This is a genomic window from Cupriavidus sp. MPR-AND1C, assembly GCF_058809705.1.
In genome coordinates this window covers 1-17,251 of sequence record NZ_JBXASU010000079.1, presented here as the reverse complement: position 1 = coordinate 17,251, position 17,251 = coordinate 1, and the positions used below count along the sequence as shown (strand labels likewise).

16 protein-coding genes are annotated in these 17,251 nt (G+C 63.8%); 4 read left to right on the top strand and 12 right to left on the bottom strand.

All coding sequences use genetic code 11. From position 1 onward, the window contains the following. Positions 1-45: 45 nt before the first annotated feature. The 5 genes from tpiA to AC1RWI_RS29745 form a co-directional block, all read right to left on the bottom strand. Positions 46-783 (bottom strand): triose-phosphate isomerase, encoded by a 738-nt coding sequence (gene tpiA, locus AC1RWI_RS29765; protein WP_043344732.1) that lies wholly within the window; start codon positions 781-783, stop codon positions 46-48. Between the two features lie 128 nt (positions 784-911). After that, the gene (locus AC1RWI_RS29760; RefSeq protein ID WP_492870102.1) at positions 912-1,916 is read right to left on the bottom strand and encodes an NAD(P)H-quinone oxidoreductase; all 1,005 of its coding nucleotides are present in this window, start codon (positions 1,914-1,916) and stop codon (positions 912-914) included. Between the two features lie 209 nt (positions 1,917-2,125). Next, positions 2,126-4,330: a polyribonucleotide nucleotidyltransferase gene (gene pnp / locus AC1RWI_RS29755; RefSeq protein WP_043344729.1), complete on the bottom strand. Its 2,205-nt coding sequence runs from the start codon at positions 4,328-4,330 to the stop codon at positions 2,126-2,128. 493 nt (positions 4,331-4,823) lie between these two features. Then, the gene (gene rpsO, locus AC1RWI_RS29750; RefSeq protein ID WP_006156843.1) at positions 4,824-5,096 is read right to left on the bottom strand and encodes a 30S ribosomal protein S15; all 273 of its coding nucleotides are present in this window, start codon (positions 5,094-5,096) and stop codon (positions 4,824-4,826) included. Positions 5,097-5,286: 190 nt separating this feature from the next. Continuing rightward, the gene (locus tag AC1RWI_RS29745) at positions 5,287-6,531 is read right to left on the bottom strand and encodes a branched-chain amino acid ABC transporter substrate-binding protein (RefSeq protein ID WP_492870101.1); all 1,245 of its coding nucleotides are present in this window, start codon (positions 6,529-6,531) and stop codon (positions 5,287-5,289) included. A 218-nt stretch (positions 6,532-6,749) separates the two neighbouring features. Here AC1RWI_RS29745 and AC1RWI_RS29740 point away from each other — a divergent pair, with 218 nt between their 5' ends. Then, positions 6,750-7,280 (top strand): hypothetical protein, encoded by a 531-nt coding sequence (locus tag AC1RWI_RS29740; RefSeq protein WP_492870100.1) that lies wholly within the window; start codon positions 6,750-6,752, stop codon positions 7,278-7,280. Between the two features lie 104 nt (positions 7,281-7,384). On the opposite strand, the gene AC1RWI_RS29735 is transcribed toward AC1RWI_RS29740, so the two are convergent. From AC1RWI_RS29735 to AC1RWI_RS29705, 7 genes are all read right to left on the bottom strand, one after another. After that, complete coding sequence (locus AC1RWI_RS29735; RefSeq protein WP_043344724.1) at positions 7,385-8,923, bottom strand: 2-isopropylmalate synthase; 1,539 nt, start codon at positions 8,921-8,923, stop codon at positions 7,385-7,387. 372 nt (positions 8,924-9,295) lie between these two features. Beyond that, a complete protein-coding gene (gene lysM, locus AC1RWI_RS29730; RefSeq protein ID WP_492870099.1) occupies positions 9,296-9,799 on the bottom strand; it encodes a peptidoglycan-binding protein LysM in 504 nt (167 codons plus the stop codon). Between the two features lie 145 nt (positions 9,800-9,944). Beyond that, positions 9,945-10,847: a CDP-diacylglycerol--serine O-phosphatidyltransferase gene (gene pssA, locus AC1RWI_RS29725; protein ID WP_043344722.1), complete on the bottom strand. Its 903-nt coding sequence runs from the start codon at positions 10,845-10,847 to the stop codon at positions 9,945-9,947. 42 nt (positions 10,848-10,889) lie between these two features. Beyond that, positions 10,890-11,534, bottom strand: a complete 645-nt coding sequence (locus AC1RWI_RS29720; protein ID WP_043344721.1) for a phosphatidylserine decarboxylase — start codon at positions 11,532-11,534, stop codon at positions 10,890-10,892. A 154-nt stretch (positions 11,535-11,688) separates the two neighbouring features. Continuing rightward, complete coding sequence (gene ilvC, locus AC1RWI_RS29715) at positions 11,689-12,705, bottom strand: ketol-acid reductoisomerase (RefSeq protein ID WP_043344720.1); 1,017 nt, start codon at positions 12,703-12,705, stop codon at positions 11,689-11,691. A 97-nt stretch (positions 12,706-12,802) separates the two neighbouring features. Then, a complete protein-coding gene (gene ilvN, locus AC1RWI_RS29710; RefSeq protein WP_006156850.1) occupies positions 12,803-13,294 on the bottom strand; it encodes an acetolactate synthase small subunit in 492 nt (163 codons plus the stop codon). Beyond that, entirely contained in the window at positions 13,294-15,054 is a 1,761-nt protein-coding gene (locus tag AC1RWI_RS29705; RefSeq protein ID WP_043344716.1) for an acetolactate synthase 3 catalytic subunit, read from the bottom strand. The genes ilvN and AC1RWI_RS29705 overlap by 1 nt, the downstream gene beginning before the upstream one ends. Before the next feature lie 368 nt (positions 15,055-15,422). Here AC1RWI_RS29705 and AC1RWI_RS29700 point away from each other — a divergent pair, with 368 nt between their 5' ends. The 3 genes from AC1RWI_RS29700 to AC1RWI_RS29690 all read left to right on the top strand — a co-directional run. Then, on the top strand, positions 15,423-15,989 hold the full coding sequence (locus tag AC1RWI_RS29700) for an RNA polymerase sigma factor (protein ID WP_006156852.1): 567 nt from the start codon (positions 15,423-15,425) through the stop codon (positions 15,987-15,989). Beyond that, positions 15,986-16,420: a DUF3619 family protein gene (locus tag AC1RWI_RS29695; RefSeq protein ID WP_043344715.1), complete on the top strand. Its 435-nt coding sequence runs from the start codon at positions 15,986-15,988 to the stop codon at positions 16,418-16,420. The genes AC1RWI_RS29700 and AC1RWI_RS29695 overlap by 4 nt, the downstream gene beginning before the upstream one ends. A 2-nt stretch (positions 16,421-16,422) precedes the next feature. Further along, a partial coding sequence (locus AC1RWI_RS29690; RefSeq protein ID WP_492870098.1) for a DUF3106 domain-containing protein occupies positions 16,423-17,251 on the top strand: 829 nt, incomplete at its 3' end.

Genomic DNA, 17,251 nt, shown 5'->3' with positions numbered 1-17,251 from the left:
TGGTTCGATTCGCTTGCCTGATCAGACCCTATGAGCGGCCGGCATTCAGGCGTTGCCGATCGCGAGGAAATCGTCCGACTTCAGCGAGGCGCCTCCGATAAGGCCCCCGTCGATGTCGGGCATGGAAAATAGTTCTGCCGCATTGTCCGGCTTCACGCTGCCGCCATACAACATGGCCATGCGAGCGGCCACGCCTGCGTCGCGCGCCGCCACCTGGGCGCGCAGGAAAGCGTGCACGGCCTGGGCCTGCTCGCTGCTTGCGGTCTTGCCCGTGCCGATCGCCCACACCGGCTCATAGGCCAGCACGATGCGCCCGAGCTGGTCGAGCGACAAGGCCTCGAGCACGGCGCCGAGCTGACGGCCTACCACGGCCTCGGTCTCGCCTGCCTCGCGCTGCGCCAGGCTCTCGCCCACGCACACCACCGGCACAATGCCGAACTCCAGCGCGCGCACCGCCTTGGCCGCTACCGTGGCATCCGTCTCGCCATGGTAGCTGCGCCGCTCCGAATGCCCCACCAGGGCATACGAAGCACCGAACTCAGCCAGCATGGAGGCCGCGACTTCGCCCGTGAAGGCACCGCGCGCCTCGGCGGACACGTCCTGCGCGCCCCAGGCCACCGCGGACCCGGCCAGCAACGCCTGGCACTGCGCAAGATACGGGAACGGCGCGCATACTGCCAGGCGCGCGCTTGCGGGCGCCGCCTTGATCGCTTCCAGCAAGGTCACATTGGCAGCCAGGCTGCCGTGCATCTTCCAGTTGCCGATAACGAGCTTTTGTCTCACAAGGCGCCCCTCTCAATCAAACCGGGTATTGTAGCGCGGGCCAAGGCCCTACGCCACAGAAGGGCCCGAAATCGGCCCGGGGCGCGAGGCCCCGACCGCACCCGGCCATCAGCCAGCCAGCAGCGGCATTACCAGGTCAGGACGATCTTGCCGATATGCTCGCTGGACTCCATCAGGCGATGCGCATCGGCGGCCTGGGCGGCCGGGAAGGTCTGGTGGATCACCGGCTTGATCTTGCCCGCCGCCAGCAGCGGCCACACGTGCTGGTGCAGCGCCTGCGCGATCTCGCCCTTGAACGCCGCCGGGCGGGGACGCAGCGTGGAGCCTGTCACAGTGATACGGCGGCGCAGGATATCGCCCAGCGGGATCTCGGCCTTGGCGCCGCCCAGCAGCGCGATGATCACAATGCGGCCATCGTCGGCGACGCAGGACAGTTCGCGCGCCAGATACGGGCCAGCCACCATGTCGAGGATGACATCCGCGCCACGGCCGCCGGTCAGGGCTTTCACCTCGGCGACAAAATCTTCGGTCTTGTAGTTGATGGCACGGTCGGCGCCCAGCTCCTCGCAGGCCCGGCACTTGTCGGCGCTGCCGGCGGTAACGAAGACCTTGTGGCCCAGGGCCTTGGCGATCTGGATGGCGGTCGTGCCGATGCCGCTCGAGCCGCCCTGGATCAGCAGCGTCTCGTCCTTGCCCAGCGGGCCGCGGCCCAGGAAGCCGCGATCGAAGACGTTGCTCCACACGGTGAAGAACGTCTCCGGCAATGCGGCCGCCTCGACATCCGACAGGCACTCCGGCACCGGCAGGCATTGCGCTGCGGGGGCCACGCACAACTCGGCGTAACCGCCGCCCTGCACCAGCGCACACACACGGTCGCCCAGCTTCAGGCCGAAACGGTTGTCGGGGTGCGCCAGGTCGCCGCCGGCCACCACGCCGGCCACTTCCAGGCCCGGCAGGTCGGACGCGCCCGGTGGCACCGGGTAATTGCCGGTACGTTGAAATACGTCGGGACGGTTGATGCCGGCCGCGGCCACGCGTATCAGGATCTCGCCGGCCTTGGGCACCGGGTCGGGGCGTTGCGCCAGTTGCAGGACTTCGGGGGCGCCGTACTCGCGGATTTCGATGGCTTGCATTGCTGCTCCTTGCGGTTAGGGACCTCGCGCATGCGGCGGTCTCGCGCACGCATGGCGGGGGGATCAATCTGGGCACCCGCCATGCAGCGTGCCGAACAGCCGGGCCGCATGGGGTGGGACTGGCGGGAGTGTAAACAAAAAAGCGGCTGGACATCGCCAGCCGCTTTTTCTGCTACGGGTACCGTCGCTCTACCGGCACCGTAAAACGCTTACTGCTGTTGCTGATCAGCCGAAGGCGTCGTCGGCGCTGCCGGTGCGGCCGGTGCGGCCGGAGCAGCCGGTGCCTCGCTGGTGTTGGCGATCGGGCTGATGCTGCCGCCCTCTTCGGCCAGTGCGGCCTTCAGGGACAGGCGCAGGCGGCCCTTCTCGTCAGCCTGGATCAGCTTGACGCGCACGTGCTGGCCTTCCTTGAGCCAGTCCTTGATGTCCTTGACGCGTTCGTTGACGATCTCGGAGATATGCAGCAGGCCATCCTTGCCCGGCAGGATGTTGACGATGGCGCCAAAGTCCAGCAGCTTGAGCACGGTGCCGGCGTAGATCTTGCCCACTTCGGCTTCCGCGGTGATGCCTTCGATGCGGCGCTTGGCTTCGGCCATGCCTTCGGTCGAGGTCGAGGCGATGGTGATGGTGCCGTCTTCCTGGATGTCGATGGTGGTGCCGGTTTCCTTGGTCAGCGCCTGGATGGTCGAGCCGCCCTTGCCGATCACTTCGCGGATCTTGTCCGGATGAATCTTCATGGTGATCATGCGCGGTGCGTGCTCCGACAGCTCGGTGCGTGCATGGCCCATCGCGTCCTGCATCTTGCCCAGGATATGCAGGCGGCCTTCCTTGGCTTGCGCCAGCGCGACCTGCATGATTTCCTTGGTGATGCCCTGGACCTTGATGTCCATCTGCAGCGCGGTGATGCCGGTGTCGGTACCCGCGACCTTGAAGTCCATGTCGCCGAGGTGGTCCTCATCGCCCAGGATGTCGGTCAGCACGGCGAACTTGTTGCCTTCCAGGATCAGGCCCATGGCCACGCCGGCCACGTGCGCCTTGATCGGAACGCCCGCGTCCATCAGCGCCAGGCAGCCGCCGCACACCGATGCCATCGACGACGAGCCGTTGGATTCGGTGATTTCGGACACCAGGCGGATGGTGTAGGCGAATTCGTCATCCTTCGGCAGGACCGGGATCAGCGCGCGCTTGGCCAGGCGGCCGTGGCCGATTTCGCGGCGCTTGGGGCTGCCCACGCGGCCGGTTTCGCCGGTGGCGAACGGAGGCATGTTGTAGTGGAGCATGAAGCGGTCGCGGTATTCGCCGGCGAGCGCGTCGATGATCTGCTCATCGCCCTTGGTGCCCAGCGTGGCAACCACCAGCGCCTGGGTTTCGCCACGGGTGAAGATGGCCGAGCCGTGAGCGCGCGGCAGCACCGACGAGCGGATCTCGATCGGGCGCACGGTGCGGGTGTCGCGGCCATCGATGCGCGGCTCGCCCGACAGCACCTGGCTGCGCACGATCTTGGCTTCGATGTCGAACAGCACGTTGCCCACTTCGACCTTGTCGGCTTCCACGCCGGCTTCGGCCAGCTTGGCCGCCACGGTGGCGTAGACTTCCTTGAGCTTTTGGCTGCGCGCCGACTTCTGGCGCAGCTGGTACACGTCCTGCAGCAGCGGCAAGGCGATCTCGCCGACCTTGGCGATCAGCGCTTCGTTCTTCGGTGCCGCGGTCCAGTCCCACTCCGGCTTGCCGCCGTCGCGCACCAGATCATGGATGGCATTGATGGCCGTCTGCATTTGCTCATGGCCGTAGACTACGGCGCCCAGCATCACCTCTTCCGACAGTTGGCGGGCTTCCGACTCCACCATCAGCACGGCGCGCTCGGTACCGGCAACCACCAGGTCCAGTTCCGAAGCAGCGATCTGCGAACGGGTCGGGTTCAGCAGGTACTGGCCGTCCTTGTAGCCAACGCGTGCTGCGCCGACCGGGCCGCTGAACGGAATGCCCGACACTGCCAGGGCAGCCGAGGCGCCGATCAGGGCGGGGATGTCAGCCGGGACTTCCGGGTTCAGCGACAGCACGTGGATGACCACCTGCACTTCGTTGTAGAAGCCTTCCGGGAACAGCGGGCGCAGCGGGCGGTCGATCAGGCGCGAGGTCAGCGTCTCGTTTTCCGACGGACGGCCTTCACGCTTGAAGAAGCCACCGGGGATCTTGCCGGCAGCGTAGGTCTTTTCGATGTAGTCGACGGTCAGCGGGAAGAAATCCTGGCCAGCCTTGGGCGACTTGGCAGCGACAACGGTGGCGAGCACCACGGTGTCTTCAATGTCGACGATCACGGCACCGCCAGCCTGGCGGGCAACCTCGCCGGTTTCCAGGCGCACCTTGTGCTGACCCCACTGGAATTCCTTGACGATCTTGTTGAACATGGTCATGAACGTTCCTTTTGTTCGTGCTTGCACGCTTGTGCAACGCCCGCGTTAGCAGCCGCGGGCGAACTGCCGGATCAGCGTCGGCCTCAGTCACAGGGAAGTGCTATGCCATTCCAGCGCGATACCTGATGCTGGTAGCTGATGCGCGGCATCTGCCTGGGCAGATACCGCGCTGGAATGACACAAAGCCCCGCTTCCTTGCCCGACTCCGGTATGGATTAACAGTAAAAAAGCTGAAAAAAGCTAAAGAACAAAGTAACTTACTCCGTTGCACGTCTTGGCGCAACGTGTGCCAGCCCCAGGGGTCATGGCACCATCAAGCAGAGCAAAAATCACTTGCAGCAATGCCGGACATCGACCGGACGGCGGCCGGACCGCGACATTTCATCCGCAAAAACAAAATGCCTGCATCAGCGAGGCTGACGCAGGCATTAGTGGCTCACGCGAAGGCGTGCAGTGCATCCATTCGTGCTGCCATCCGGACGATCCTGGCTGCTTACTTACGCAGGCCGAGCTTCTCGATCAGCGAACGATAACGGTCAGCATCGTTGGCCTTGAGGTAGTCCAGCAGGCGACGACGACGGCTCACCATGCGCAGCAGACCGCGGCGGCTGTGGTGATCCTTCATGTTGGCCTTGAAGTGGGGGGTCAGTTCGTTGATGCGGGTGGTCAGCAAAGCGACCTGGACTTCGGGGCTACCCGTGTCGTTGGCGGCACGTGCGAACTGCTTGATGACTTCGGTTTTGCTGCTGATTTGGGCTTCTGCCATGGTAATTTCCTTTTCACTTGCGAACGCTACAGCACGAAATGTGCCGCATGCGTCGTGCCTTGTGCGTGTCCTACATACAGGCAACTGTCTCGCCGGACCGGTTTTTGACAACCGGCTGGCTATGACAGCGGGCGATTATAACGGAAAACGGGCCGGCGATGGCGATTGCGGCAATGCCGGCCTGGAACCGCTAGAACCGTTCCATCTTGCAGGTCGTGGGCAACATGGTCTGCGCCGACTTTAGCTTCCTCACCGTGCGAAAGCCATATCCCGACCCTTCGTTGTCAAAGCGCACATCGCCGCCCTGCTTCTCCATCACCGACACGTAGAGCGGCTGCAGCACCTGGTGGTCGTCGGCGCGGATCGTCGCATCATGGAAGTCGTTGACGTAGCGCATGCCCTCCAGCGCACGCGCCACTTTGACGGCGTCGGTCGAGCCCGCCTGCTCGATGGCCCGGGCGAGCATCTCCACCATCATCTGCATGCGCAGGTGAACGTAGTCGTCCTTGGGTTCAGGGTAACGGGCACGGAACGCCTGGTAGAACGCGTCCGAGGCAGCGCCGCCCACGTTGGGGTGCCACTCCGCCACCGCAAGCACGCGCCCTACCCCGGCGTCGCCCATGGCCGCCGGCGCGCCCAGCCCGTTGCCGTAGAAGGTATAGAACTTGGCGTTCAGCCCGCCCTCGCGCGCGGCCTTGATCATCAGGGTGAGGTCGTTGCCCCAGTTGCCCGTGATCACCGCATCCGCGCCGCTGGCCTTGATCTTGGCGATATACGGGGCGAAGTCCTTGATCTTGCCGATCGGGTGGAACTCATCGCCCACGATGCGCAACTCCGGCCGCTTGGCCGCCAGCATCTCGCGTGCCGAACGCGACACCTGATGGCCGAAACTGTAGTCCTGGTCGATCAGGTAGACGCGCCGCACACCGGCATCGGCACGGATGACCTCGGTCAGAGCCTGCATGCGCATGTCGGCGCTGGCATCGAAGCGGAAGTGCCAGAAGCTGCACCCCTCATTGGTCAGCGTGGGGTCGACCGCCGAGTAATTCAGGAAGAGCACGCGGGCATCGGGCTGCCGGCTGTTGTGGCGGTTGATCGCGCTGACCAGCGCGCCAGCCACCGCCGAGCTGTTGCCTTGCAGGACAAAGGGAATTCGCTTGTCCACCAGCCCGCGCAACTGGATCAGACTCTCGTCGACATTGCCTTTGCTATCGAAGGTAACCAGTTCAAGGGGCCGCGCGCCTTCCGCGGTCTTGACGCCACCGCGCGCATTGACGCGGTCGATGGCGATCCGCAGGTTGCGCACTACCGCGTCGCCCGCGTTGGCAAAGGGGCCAGACAAACCTTCGATCATGCCAAGACGGATCGGCTCCTGCGCACCAGCGCTCGCCGCCACCGCCAGCAAACAGCCCGCCAGCCATTGTTTAGCCCACATCGAGTCATCTCCCGCCAAAGCGCTGCATGGTAAGTCAGGGACCCAGCCTGGGCAAATCGGACCGCATTCGCGGCAATGCGGGAAATTGGGCGAGGATGACTCGCCATGGCGGCGCTTGCCCTCAAAACGCCGGCGCGTGCCACATGAGGCGCACACAACGTTTGCGCACCGCTACACTCTTAATGCATATCACCACGAATTTTAATCAGAGAACTGCCATGAAAGCCTCATCGTCGCGCCGTGCCGTCCGGTGGCTCGTGCTAGCAACAGCAGCAGCCATCCTGCCGGCCTGCTCGGTGCTGCAACCGGTCAAAGTCGGCCAGGACATGGTAGGCGCACCGCAAGCCGCCGTACAAGCCCGCTTCGGCACGCCGACCGATACCTACCAGCTAGCCGACGGCACACAGCGCTGGATCTACTCCAAGCAACCCTTCGGGCAACAATCCTACGCGGCCGACTTCGACCGCGATGGCCACCTGAGCACCTTCCGCCAGATGCTGCAGACCAGCGAGCTCTACAAGGCGAAGGTCGATGTCTGGACCAAGCTGGACGTGGAACAGCACTTCGGCAAGCCCCGCGAGCCCAAGCAGTATTACCCGCTGATGAAGCGCGAAGTATGGTCTTACCGCTTCAGGCATGAGGACACCTGGCCGTCCATGTTCAATTTCTATTTTGACGACGCCGGCGTGCTGCGCCAGACCCAGATCACGCCCGACCCGCTCGCGGAGGGCCGCGGCCGACGCCGCTGAGAGCGGGAAAATGCAAAAAGCCCGCCAGCATCCTCATGGGAACGCGGCGGGCCGATTCAAGCCCCACGGCCGGATAGGCCGCGGGCTTACCGGTCAGATCGGGATCAGATCTGCGGGTTGATCTTCTGCACGGCCTTGTCGTGCAGCTTGTTCAGCGCGGCCAGGTAGGCCTTGGCCGAGGCGGCCACGATATCGGGATCGGTGCCCACGCCGTTGACGATGCGCCCGCCCTTGGACAAGCGGACCGTCACTTCGCCCTGGGCCTGCGTGCCGGCGGTGATGGCATTGACCGAATACAGCACCAGCTCCGCGCCGCTAGCGACCTTGCCTTCGATGGCGTGCAGCGTGGCATCGACCGGGCCATTGCCCTCGCCTTCGCCCGTCACCTCATTGCCGTCCATGTTGAACACCACGCGCGCATGCGGGCGCTCGCCGGTCTCGGAGTGCTGCGACAGCGAGATAAAGCGGAAGTGCTCATTGACGTCGTGCGCCTCGTCGGAAACGATGGCCATGATGTCTTCGTCGAAGATCTCGGACTTCTGGTCGGCCAGTTCCTTGAAGCGGGTGAACGCGGCATTGACCTCGCCCTCGCTCTCCAGCTCGATGCCGAGTTCCTGCAGGCGTTGCTTGAACGCATTGCGGCCCGAGAGCTTGCCCAGCACGATCTTGTTGGCGCTCCAGCCCACGTCTTCCGCGCGCATGATCTCGTAGGTATCGCGCGCCTTCAGCACGCCATCCTGATGGATGCCCGAAGCATGCGCGAAGGCGTTGGCGCCCACCACGGCCTTGTTGGGCTGCACCACGAAGCCGGTGATCTGCGACACCAGCTTGGAGGCTGGCACGATCTGCGTGGTATCCACGCCGACATCCATGTCGAAGTAGTCGCGGCGCGTCTTGACCGCCATCACGACTTCTTCCAGGCTGGTATTGCCGGCACGCTCACCGAGGCCGTTGATGGTGCACTCGACCTGGCGCGCACCGCCGAGCTTGACCGCCGCCAGCGAATTGGCCACGGCCATGCCGAGGTCATTGTGGCAATGCACGGACCAGATGGCCTTGTCGGAATTGGGGATGCGCTCGCGCACCGAGCGGATCAGGCCTGCGTAGCCTTCCGGCACGGCGTAGCCCACCGTATCCGGCAGGTTGATGGTGGTAGCGCCTTCCTTGATCACGCCTTCAAGCACGCGGCACAGGAAATCCATGTCTGAACGGCTACCGTCTTCAGGCGAGAATTCGATATCGTCGGTGAACTGGCGCGCAAAGCGCACCGCCTGGATGGCTTGCTCGAAAACCTGGTCCGGCGTCATGCGCAGCTTCTTTTCCATATGCAGCGCCGAGGTGGCGATGAAGGTATGGATGCGGAAGGAGTTGGCCGGCTTGAGCGCCTCGGCGGCGCGTGCGATATCACGGTCGTTGGCGCGGGCCAGCGAGCAAATGGTCGAATCCTTGACGACCTGGGCGATGGAGCGGATCGCCTCGAAGTCGCCGTTGGAGCTAGCGGCAAAGCCCGCTTCGATCACGTCGACTTTCAGGCGCTCCAGCTGGCGCGCGATGCGGATCTTTTCCTCGCGGGTCATGGAGGCGCCGGGCGACTGTTCGCCGTCGCGCAAGGTGGTGTCGAAAATAATGAGTTTGTCGGACATGGTGGGGCTCCTGGGCTGACTTTTGTATTTGGCGAATCGGGTGGATGCCTCGGCATTCGCCGTTTCGTTTTGCTGTGCTGCTGTATTCGTGCTGAATGCAAAACGCCCCGGCGTGCAGTGATGCAGGCCGGGGCGTTTGTAAATCCTGTGTGACTTTACGCGAGGGGCTTGGCTTCCCTCAGCGCGAACGCGTCCCGACCTGACGGCCTAGTAGGCCACCTAGAATGGTGCGGGCGAGTAGGGCTTGGCGCGAAATCATGTGAGCGACTATAGCCGAGAAGCCGGGTGTGTGCAATATGGATGCGTTAATCGGGCCGACAGCCGAAAAGGCACACCAGGGGGACGCCATGCCCCCCCGCTGCACGGCAGGCGTCAGGCCTTGGGCGGAATGCGCAGCTTCTGGCCGGGGTAGATCTTGTCCGGATTCGTCAACATCGGCTCGTTGGCCTCGAAAATCGCGGTGTACAGCGCGCCGTTGCCGTAGGCCGTCTGGGAGATCGCCCACAGGGTGTCGCCCTTGACCACGGTATGCCAGGTCGATTCGGTGGAGTCGACATTGACCGACATCTTGTCGTCGACCTTGTCCACGCCTTGCACATTGCCGCAGCACAGGATGATCTTCTCGCGGGTGGCCTGGTCCGGCGCCACGCCGAACACCGTCACCAGCCCCTGCGAGCCGTCCACCTGCACCATCAGCCCGGTGGCGTCGAGGTTCATCTGCTTGATGTAGCCTTCGATGGCATCGCCGGCGGCACGGTTGGCCGCATCGGCATCCGCCGCCGGCGCATCGGCGGGAGCCGCCGCGGGCGCGGCTTGCGCTGCGCTGCCGCCAAACAGTTTCTCTCCTGCTTCCTTGATGAAGTCGAGCATGCCCATGAGAACCTCCAGTGATAAGTGGACAACAAGGGGGACTACCGTACAACCGAGGCTACAGTGGACCACGGCAAACGCCACGGCAATGCGACAGCCTGGAAAACAAATGTAAAAAAAGGCGCCGTAGCGCCTTTTTACTGACCTGCGGTCAGGAACGATCGTTCCCGCCGTCCCGCACCTTGCGGATTTCGGCCGGCTTGCCGTGCAGCGCATGCCAGCCCCACAGCAGGTAGCCAGAGATGGCGTAGGCGACAAACAGGCCGAACAACGCCACCGGCGGATCCGTCGAAACCACCACGAACAAGACCAGCACCAGCACCATCATGCCGAAGGGCACGCGATAGCGCACATCGAGCGCCTTGCCGCTATAGAACGGCGCGTTGGAGACCATCGACAGCCCGGCATACAGCGTGATGCCGAACGCCACCCACGGCATCCACAGATCCTTGACCGGCAGCTTGTTGTCGATCACCAGCCAGACAAAGCCGGCCACCAGCGCTGCCGCCGCCGGGCTGGGCAGCCCCTGGAAGAAGCGCTTGTCGACCACGCCGATATTGGCGTTGAAGCGTGCCAGGCGCAGCGCGGCGCAGGTGCAATACACAAAGGCGGCAATCCAGCCCCACTTGCCCAGGTCGTGCAGGATCCACTCATACATCACCAGTGCCGGCGCCACACCGAACGAGGTCATGTCCGACAACGAATCGTATTGCTCACCAAACGCACTCTGCGTGTTGGTGATGCGCGCGACGCGGCCATCCATGCCGTCCAGCACCATCGCGGCGAAGATGGCGATGGCCGCGCTGTCAAAGCGCATGTTCATGGCCTGCACGATGGCAAAGAAGCCGGCGAACAGCGCCGCGGTGGTGAACGCGTTGGGCAGCAGGTAAATGCCGCGACGGCGCGGGCGCACGTACTCGATGTCGTGATCGTCCCCGGCTTCGTCGTCGAAATTGCCGGACTCGTTGCCACGCAACTGGTTGTGGCGAAAAGGACGCAAGTTGGTCACGTTGCCATTGGTAACGCGCTTATTGCGTCGGTTGAAAGCACCCATGCCTGTTCTCCAGTGGGTCTGATCTGTTCCGGCGTCGCCGGATTAATCCAGCTCAGCCAGGATGGTCGACGAGGCCGACACCTTCTCGCCGATGGTCACGCGCGGGCGCGCATCCACCGGCAGGTAGACGTCGACACGCGAGCCAAAGCGGATGAAGCCATAGCGCTGGCCGCGCGACAGCGTCTCGCCGACGCGGGTGTAGCAGAGGATGCGGCGGGCCACCAGGCCGGCCACCTGCACCAGGGTCACCACCTTGCCGTCGGCGGCACGGCGGATGACCACGGCGTTGCGTTCGTTCTCGAGCGAAGCCTTGTCGAGGTCGGCGTTGACGAACTTGCCGGGAAAATACTCGACCTTCTCGACCTTGCCGTCCACGGACACCCGGTTGGAGTGTACGTTGAACACGTTCATGAAGACGCTGATCTTCAGCGCCTCGCGGCCCGCGTACGGGTCCATGGTTTTCTCGACCACCACGATGCGGCCATCGGCGGGCGCCAGGACAGCGTTCGGCTGGGTGGGAATGGCGCGCGGCGGATCACGGAAAAACTGCAGCACGAACAGTGTAATGATCCACAGCGGCAAGGCCCACCAGAAGCCGGCGCTGACCTGCACCAGCAGCGAGATGACAAAGGCGCCAGCCAGGAACGGCCAGCCTTCACGGGCGATCAGCGGATGAGGATAGTTCATGCAATGCTTACTTGGTGGATAAAGTCTGACAAGGATAACAAAAAGCCGTTCAGTCCCCGCCTGATTAACCCCTCGCGAGGGGGAAATGTGCGGATGACTGAACGGCTGCGGCCCGCGCCGTCAGTAGCGGCGGGCCGTCGGGCTGTATGACAGCTTAGTTCTTCGACTGGTCGACCAGCTTGTTCTTTGCGATCCAGGGCATCATCGCGCGCAGCTTGGCACCCACTTCTTCGATCTGGTGCTCAGCGGTCAGGCGGCGGCGCGAGATCAGGGTCGGGGCGCCGGCCTTGTTCTCGAGCAGGAAGCTCTTGGCGTACTCGCCAGTCTGGATGTCGGTCAGGCATTGCTTCATGGCCTTCTTGGTCTCCTCGGTCACGACGCGCGGGCCGGTGACGTATTCGCCGTATTCGGCGTTGTTGGAGATCGAGTAGTTCATGTTGGCGATGCCGCCTTCATAGATCAGGTCGACGATCAGCTTGAGTTCGTGCAGACATTCGAAGTAAGCCATTTCCGGCGCGTAGCCAGCTTCCACCAGCGTCTCGAAGCCAGCCTTGATCAGCTCGACGGTACCGCCGCACAGCACGGCTTGCTCGCCGAACAGGTCGGTTTCGGTTTCTTCGCGGAAGTTGGTTTCGATGATGCCGGCGCGGCCGCCGCCGTTGGCGGTAGCGTACGACAGGGCGATGTCACGGGCGGCGCCGGACTTGTCCTGGTGCACGGCGATCAGGTGGGGCACGCCGCCGCCTTGGGCGTAGGTCGAGCGCACGGTGTGGCCCGGCGCCTTCGGGGCGATCATGATGACGTCGAGGTCGGCGCGCGGGATCACGGCACCGTAGTGCACGTTGAAGCCGTGGGCGAAGGCCAGTGCGGCGCCTTGCTTGATGTTGTCGTGCACTTCGTTCTTGTACACGTCGGCGATCTGCTCGTCCGGCAGCAGGATCATGACCACGTCGGCGTCCTTGACGGCGTCAGCCACTTCCTTGACCTGCAGGCCAGCGTTGACGGCCTTGTTCCACGATGCGCCGCTCTTGCGCAGGCCAACGGTGACCTTGACGCCGGAGTCGTTCAGGTTCTGCGCGTGGGCGTGGCCTTGCGAGCCGTAGCCGATGATGGTGACGTTCTTGCCCTTGATCAGGGAGAGGTCGGCGTCCTTGTCGTAAAACACTTTCATGATGGTTCCTTCAGTCTTTCGTTTTCGTGTGTCGGGTTGGCGGCCACCGCCCGGCCAGTGCCGGCGCCGGCGCCGCCCTTGGATACTGCAATCAGGCTCAGACCTTCAGGATGCGCTCGCCGCGGCCAATGCCCGAGCCGCCGGTACGGACGGTCTCGAGGATGGCGGCGCGGTCGATGGCGTCCAGGAAGGCATCCAGCTTGCCGCCGTTGCCGGTCAGCTCGATGGTGTAGGTCTTCTCGGTGACGTCGATGATGCGGCCGCGGAAGATGTCGGCGGTGCGCTTCATTTCCTCGCGCTCCTTGCCGACCGCGCGCACCTTCACGAGCATCAGCTCGCGCTCGATGTGCGCGCCCTCGGTCAGGTCCACCACCTTGACCACTTCCACCAGGCGGTTCAGGTGCTTGGTGATCTGCTCGATGATGTCGTCCGAACCGCTGGTGACGATCGTCATGCGCGACAGCGAGGCGTCTTCGGTGGGGGCCACCGTCAGCGTCTCGATGTTGTAGCCGCGCGCCGAGAACAGGCCCACCACACGCGACAGCGCGCCCGGTTCATTTTCCAGCAGGACCGAAATGATATGTCGCATTACAGGTCCTCCGCGCCGAGCAGCATCTCGGAGATGCCCTTGCCGGCCTGGACCATCGGCCACACGTTTTCGGTCGGGTCGGTCTGGAAATCAAGGAACACGGTACGGTCCTTCAGGCGGAAGGCTTCGCGCAGGGCGGGCTCGACGTCGGCCGTCTTTTCGATACGCATGCCGATATGGCCATAGGCCTCGGCCAGCTTGACGAAGTCGGGCAGCGCGTCCATGTAGGAATGCGAGTAGCGGTTGTCGTACTCGATTTCCTGCCACTGGCGCACCATGCCGAGGTAGCGGTTGTTGAGCGCGCAGATCTTCACCGGGGTGTCGTACTGCAGGCAGGTCGACAGTTCCTGGATGTTCATCTGGATCGAGCCTTCGCCAGTGATGGTCACCACTTCCTTCTCGGGGAAGGCTTTCTTGATGCCCATCGCGTACGGCAGGCCCACGCCCATCGTGCCCAGGCCACCGGAATTGATCCAGCGGCGCGGCTCGTTGAACTTGTAGAACTGCGCGGCCCACATCTGGTGCTGGCCCACGTCCGAGCAGACGAAGGCATCGCCGTGCGTCAGTTCCCAGATCTTTTCCACCACATACTGCGGCTTGATGATCTCGGAGTTGCGGTCGTACTTGAGGCAGTCCACCGAACGCCATTGCTCGATCTGTTCCCACCACTTGGCCAGGGCCTCGCGCTTGGGCTTGACGTCGCTGGCCTGCAGCTGGGAGATCAGCTCCTGCAGCACATCCTTGACGTGGCCCACGATGGGAATGTCGACCTTGACCCGCTTCGAGATGGAAGACGGATCGATATCGATATGGATGATCTTGCGCGGCTGCGAGGTGAAGTGCGCCGGATTGCCGATCACGCGATCGTCGAAACGCGCCCCGATGGCGATCAGCACGTCGCAGTTCTGCATGGCCATGTTGGCTTCATACGTGCCGTGCATGCCGAGCATGCCGACGAACTGCTTGCTGGTGCCGGGGAACGAGCCGAGGCCCATCAGCGTGTTGGTGACCGGATGGCCGGTCAGCGCGGCAAGCTGGCGCAGCTCTTCGCTGGCATTGGCCAGCACCACACCGCCACCTGCATAGATGAACGGCCGTTCGGCGCCCTGCAACAGCGCGAGCGCCTTGCGGATCTGGCCCGAATGGCCCTTGTTCACCGGGTTGTACGAGCGCATGTCGATCGACTTGGGATACTCGTACTTGCAGGAATTACGCGAGACGTCCTTGGGAATATCGACGACAACGGGGCCGGGACGGCCGGTTGCGGCAATATAGAACGCCTTCTTGATGGTCGCGGCGAGATCGCGGACGTCCTTGACCAGGAAATTGTGCTTGACGATGGGGCGGGTGATGCCGACCGTGTCGCATTCCTGGAAAGCATCCTGCCCGATAGCGTGCGTCGGCACGTTACCGGTGATGATCACCATCGGAATCGAGTCCAGGTAGGCCGTGGCAATGCCCGTCACCGCATTGGTGACGCCGGGACCAGAGGTCACCAGGGCGCAGCCCACCTTGCCGGTCGCACGCGCATAGCCGTCAGCGGCATGAACCGCGGCCTGCTCGTGGCGCACCAGGATGTGCTCGATCTTCTTTTGTTTGTAAAACTCGTCGTAGATATACAGCACTGCGCCGCCGGGGTAGCCCCAGACGTACTCGACGCCTTCTTCGGCAAGTGCGTGAACGAGAATTTCCGCCCCGATCATTTCCGGTGCGGCGGATGAATTGCTGTCTGCGTGGAATTCCGCGCTGGGCATGTTCATTTTAGTCCTTTGCAATTTTCGGCAAAAAATTGTTCGGATGCTCTCTGCCGGGCTTGTGGCACGGGTTCAAGCGGTGCGCGTCTGCATGATAGACCGCCTCATAAGCGGCCGAATGAGACAACCACTGATGTCGTGTGAACCCGCGACGATACTGGATTGATCCAGGCTTGTCTACGGGGTTTTTCAATCAGGAGGGCATCCTGCCATCCTTCGGACACCCTGCCACACGCTGAGCCTGAATGACCACAAAAGAGAACAAGGATGGTCACCGGGGGGGTTATTTGCTAGCATCCCACCATTTTGGACGTGCAAGAAGCCCTACCCTGCACTTCCACCGGCCAAGGCCCCACCGTCTGTACCCCGCCTGCATGGCAACCGATCAGGAACTATCCGACTTTCTCGCCAGCGTCGAGCGGCGCGCCTTCAAACAGGCCGTGTTTGCGGTGCGCGACGACGAAGCCGCCCTGGACATCGTCCAGGACGCGATGATCAAGCTCGCCGAAAAATACGGCGACAAGAGCGCCGCCGAACTCGCGCCGCTGTTCCAGCGCATACTGCAGAACACAATTCACGACTGGTTCCGCCGCCAGAAAGTACGCAATACCTGGGTCACCCTGTTTTCCAACCTGCGCGACGACCGCGAAGGCGAGGATAATGACCTGCTCGACACTTTCGAGGCCGAGATCGGCTCCGAATCCGCGGAAAGCAGCGCCGACAAGGTGGAACGCGCCCAGACCATGCACATCATCGAACAGGAGATCCAGCGCCTGCCGACACGTCAACGCGAAGCCTTCCTGATGCGTTACTGGGAGGATATGGACGTCGCGGAAACGGCTGCCGTCATGGGATGCTCCGAAGGCAGCGTCAAGACGCACTGTTCCCGCGCCACGCACACACTGGCGCAGGCATTGCGAGCGCGGGGGGTCCGACTATGAGCACCAGAAACGAAAAAGAAATCAACGAACGCCGCCTGGCACACGATATCCGCACGGCACTCGATGCCTCTGCGAATGCGTTGCCGGACAATGTGACCGATCGGCTTGCCGCCGCGCGGCGGGTTGCGCTGTCTCGCAAGAAAGCGCAAGCCGCCGTCGCCGCGCCGCAACTGGCCTCGGCCGGAATGCCCACGCTCTCTTTCGATGAGGACGACTCGGCGCTCCATCGCGCAGGTTCCTGGCTGCGCCGCCTTGGGCTGGTATGGACGCTGGTGGCGCTGGCCGCCGGGCTGGCGGGCATCTACCACTGGCAGCAGCAAAAGCGCGTCGATGAGCTCGCGGATGTGGACGCGGCGATGCTGCTCGACGACCTCCCGCCAACGGCCTACGCGGATCAGGGCTTCCACGTATTCCTGAAGCGCGGTCAGTAGGCATGGCCGGCGCTGACTTCACCCCCGACGCACCGCGCCGGCGGCTGGCAGCCTTGCTGCTGGCCGGCCTGGCCGCCGCCGCCACGATCTGGTTCCTGGTTCCGGCCACTTGCCAGGCTCAGGGCGGCCACCCGGGCGGCGCGCCCGCGGCCAGCATCGCCAATGCGCACCCGAACTGGAACGAGCTCAACGCCGTCCAGCAGCGCGTGCTCGCGCCGCTGGCAGGCGAGTGGAACAATTTCCCTGAGCTCAACCGGCGCAAATGGCTGCAGATTGCGGAACGATACGAGAAGTTCTCGCCCGCGGAACAGGCGCGCCTGCAGACCCGCATGACCGAATGGGTCAAGATGACACCCCAGCAGCGCCGCCTGGCGCGCGAAAACTACCAGATCACACGTTCGCTGCCCGCCCAGAAGAAGGCCGAGGCCTGGAACAAGTACCAGCAACTGCCGGAGGAGCAGAAAAAGAACCTCGCGGCTGCCGAGAAAGTGCCGCGCCGCCCTGGCGCGGTCAGCGCATTGCCCTCCGGCAAGCGCCTTCCAGCCGAGACCACCCGGCAACTGCACCTGGAAAAGAAGGCACCCGCCGGCGCCACGTCGGCCGCCGTGCGCGCGCGCGCGCGATGCCGGCACGCTGGCGGCGGAGTCCCAGGCCGCCATGCCAGGTACCGCTGCCGGCGCACCGGTGCCGACCGTGGACACGCCGCGCGAGGCCGCCACAGAAGCCACGGCCAGCAGCACCAGCGCTACCGCCAGCCCCGACGAGCCGGTGCGCCGCTGAACCGCTGCGCGGTTGTCCGGCCGGCTCGCCCTAGCGCCCTCCCACGCAAGC

Bases quoted from the DNA above. Each gene is read 5' to 3' on its own strand.
- AC1RWI_RS29760 (WP_492870102.1), bottom strand. From the start codon at position 1,916: ATGCAAGCCATCGAAATCCGCGAGTACGGCGCCCCCGAAGTCCTGCAA.
- pnp (WP_043344729.1), bottom strand. From the start codon at position 4,330: ATGACCATGTTCAACAAGATCGTCAAGGAATTCCAGTGGGGTCAGCAC.
- rpsO (WP_006156843.1), bottom strand. From the start codon at position 5,096: ATGGCAGAAGCCCAAATCAGCAGCAAAACCGAAGTCATCAAGCAGTTC.
- AC1RWI_RS29745 (WP_492870101.1), bottom strand. From the start codon at position 6,531: ATGTGGGCTAAACAATGGCTGGCGGGCTGTTTGCTGGCGGTGGCGGCG.
- AC1RWI_RS29740 (WP_492870100.1), top strand. From the start codon at position 6,750: ATGAAAGCCTCATCGTCGCGCCGTGCCGTCCGGTGGCTCGTGCTAGCA.
- AC1RWI_RS29735 (WP_043344724.1), bottom strand. From the start codon at position 8,923: ATGTCCGACAAACTCATTATTTTCGACACCACCTTGCGCGACGGCGAA.
- lysM (WP_492870099.1), bottom strand. From the start codon at position 9,799: ATGGGCATGCTCGACTTCATCAAGGAAGCAGGAGAGAAACTGTTTGGC.
- pssA (WP_043344722.1), bottom strand. From the start codon at position 10,847: ATGGGTGCTTTCAACCGACGCAATAAGCGCGTTACCAATGGCAACGTG.
- AC1RWI_RS29720 (WP_043344721.1), bottom strand. From the start codon at position 11,534: ATGAACTATCCTCATCCGCTGATCGCCCGTGAAGGCTGGCCGTTCCTG.
- ilvC (WP_043344720.1), bottom strand. From the start codon at position 12,705: ATGAAAGTGTTTTACGACAAGGACGCCGACCTCTCCCTGATCAAGGGC.
- ilvN (WP_006156850.1), bottom strand. From the start codon at position 13,294: ATGCGACATATCATTTCGGTCCTGCTGGAAAATGAACCGGGCGCGCTG.
- AC1RWI_RS29705 (WP_043344716.1), bottom strand. From the start codon at position 15,054: ATGAACATGCCCAGCGCGGAATTCCACGCAGACAGCAATTCATCCGCC.
- AC1RWI_RS29700 (WP_006156852.1), top strand. From the start codon at position 15,423: ATGGCAACCGATCAGGAACTATCCGACTTTCTCGCCAGCGTCGAGCGG.
- AC1RWI_RS29695 (WP_043344715.1), top strand. From the start codon at position 15,986: ATGAGCACCAGAAACGAAAAAGAAATCAACGAACGCCGCCTGGCACAC.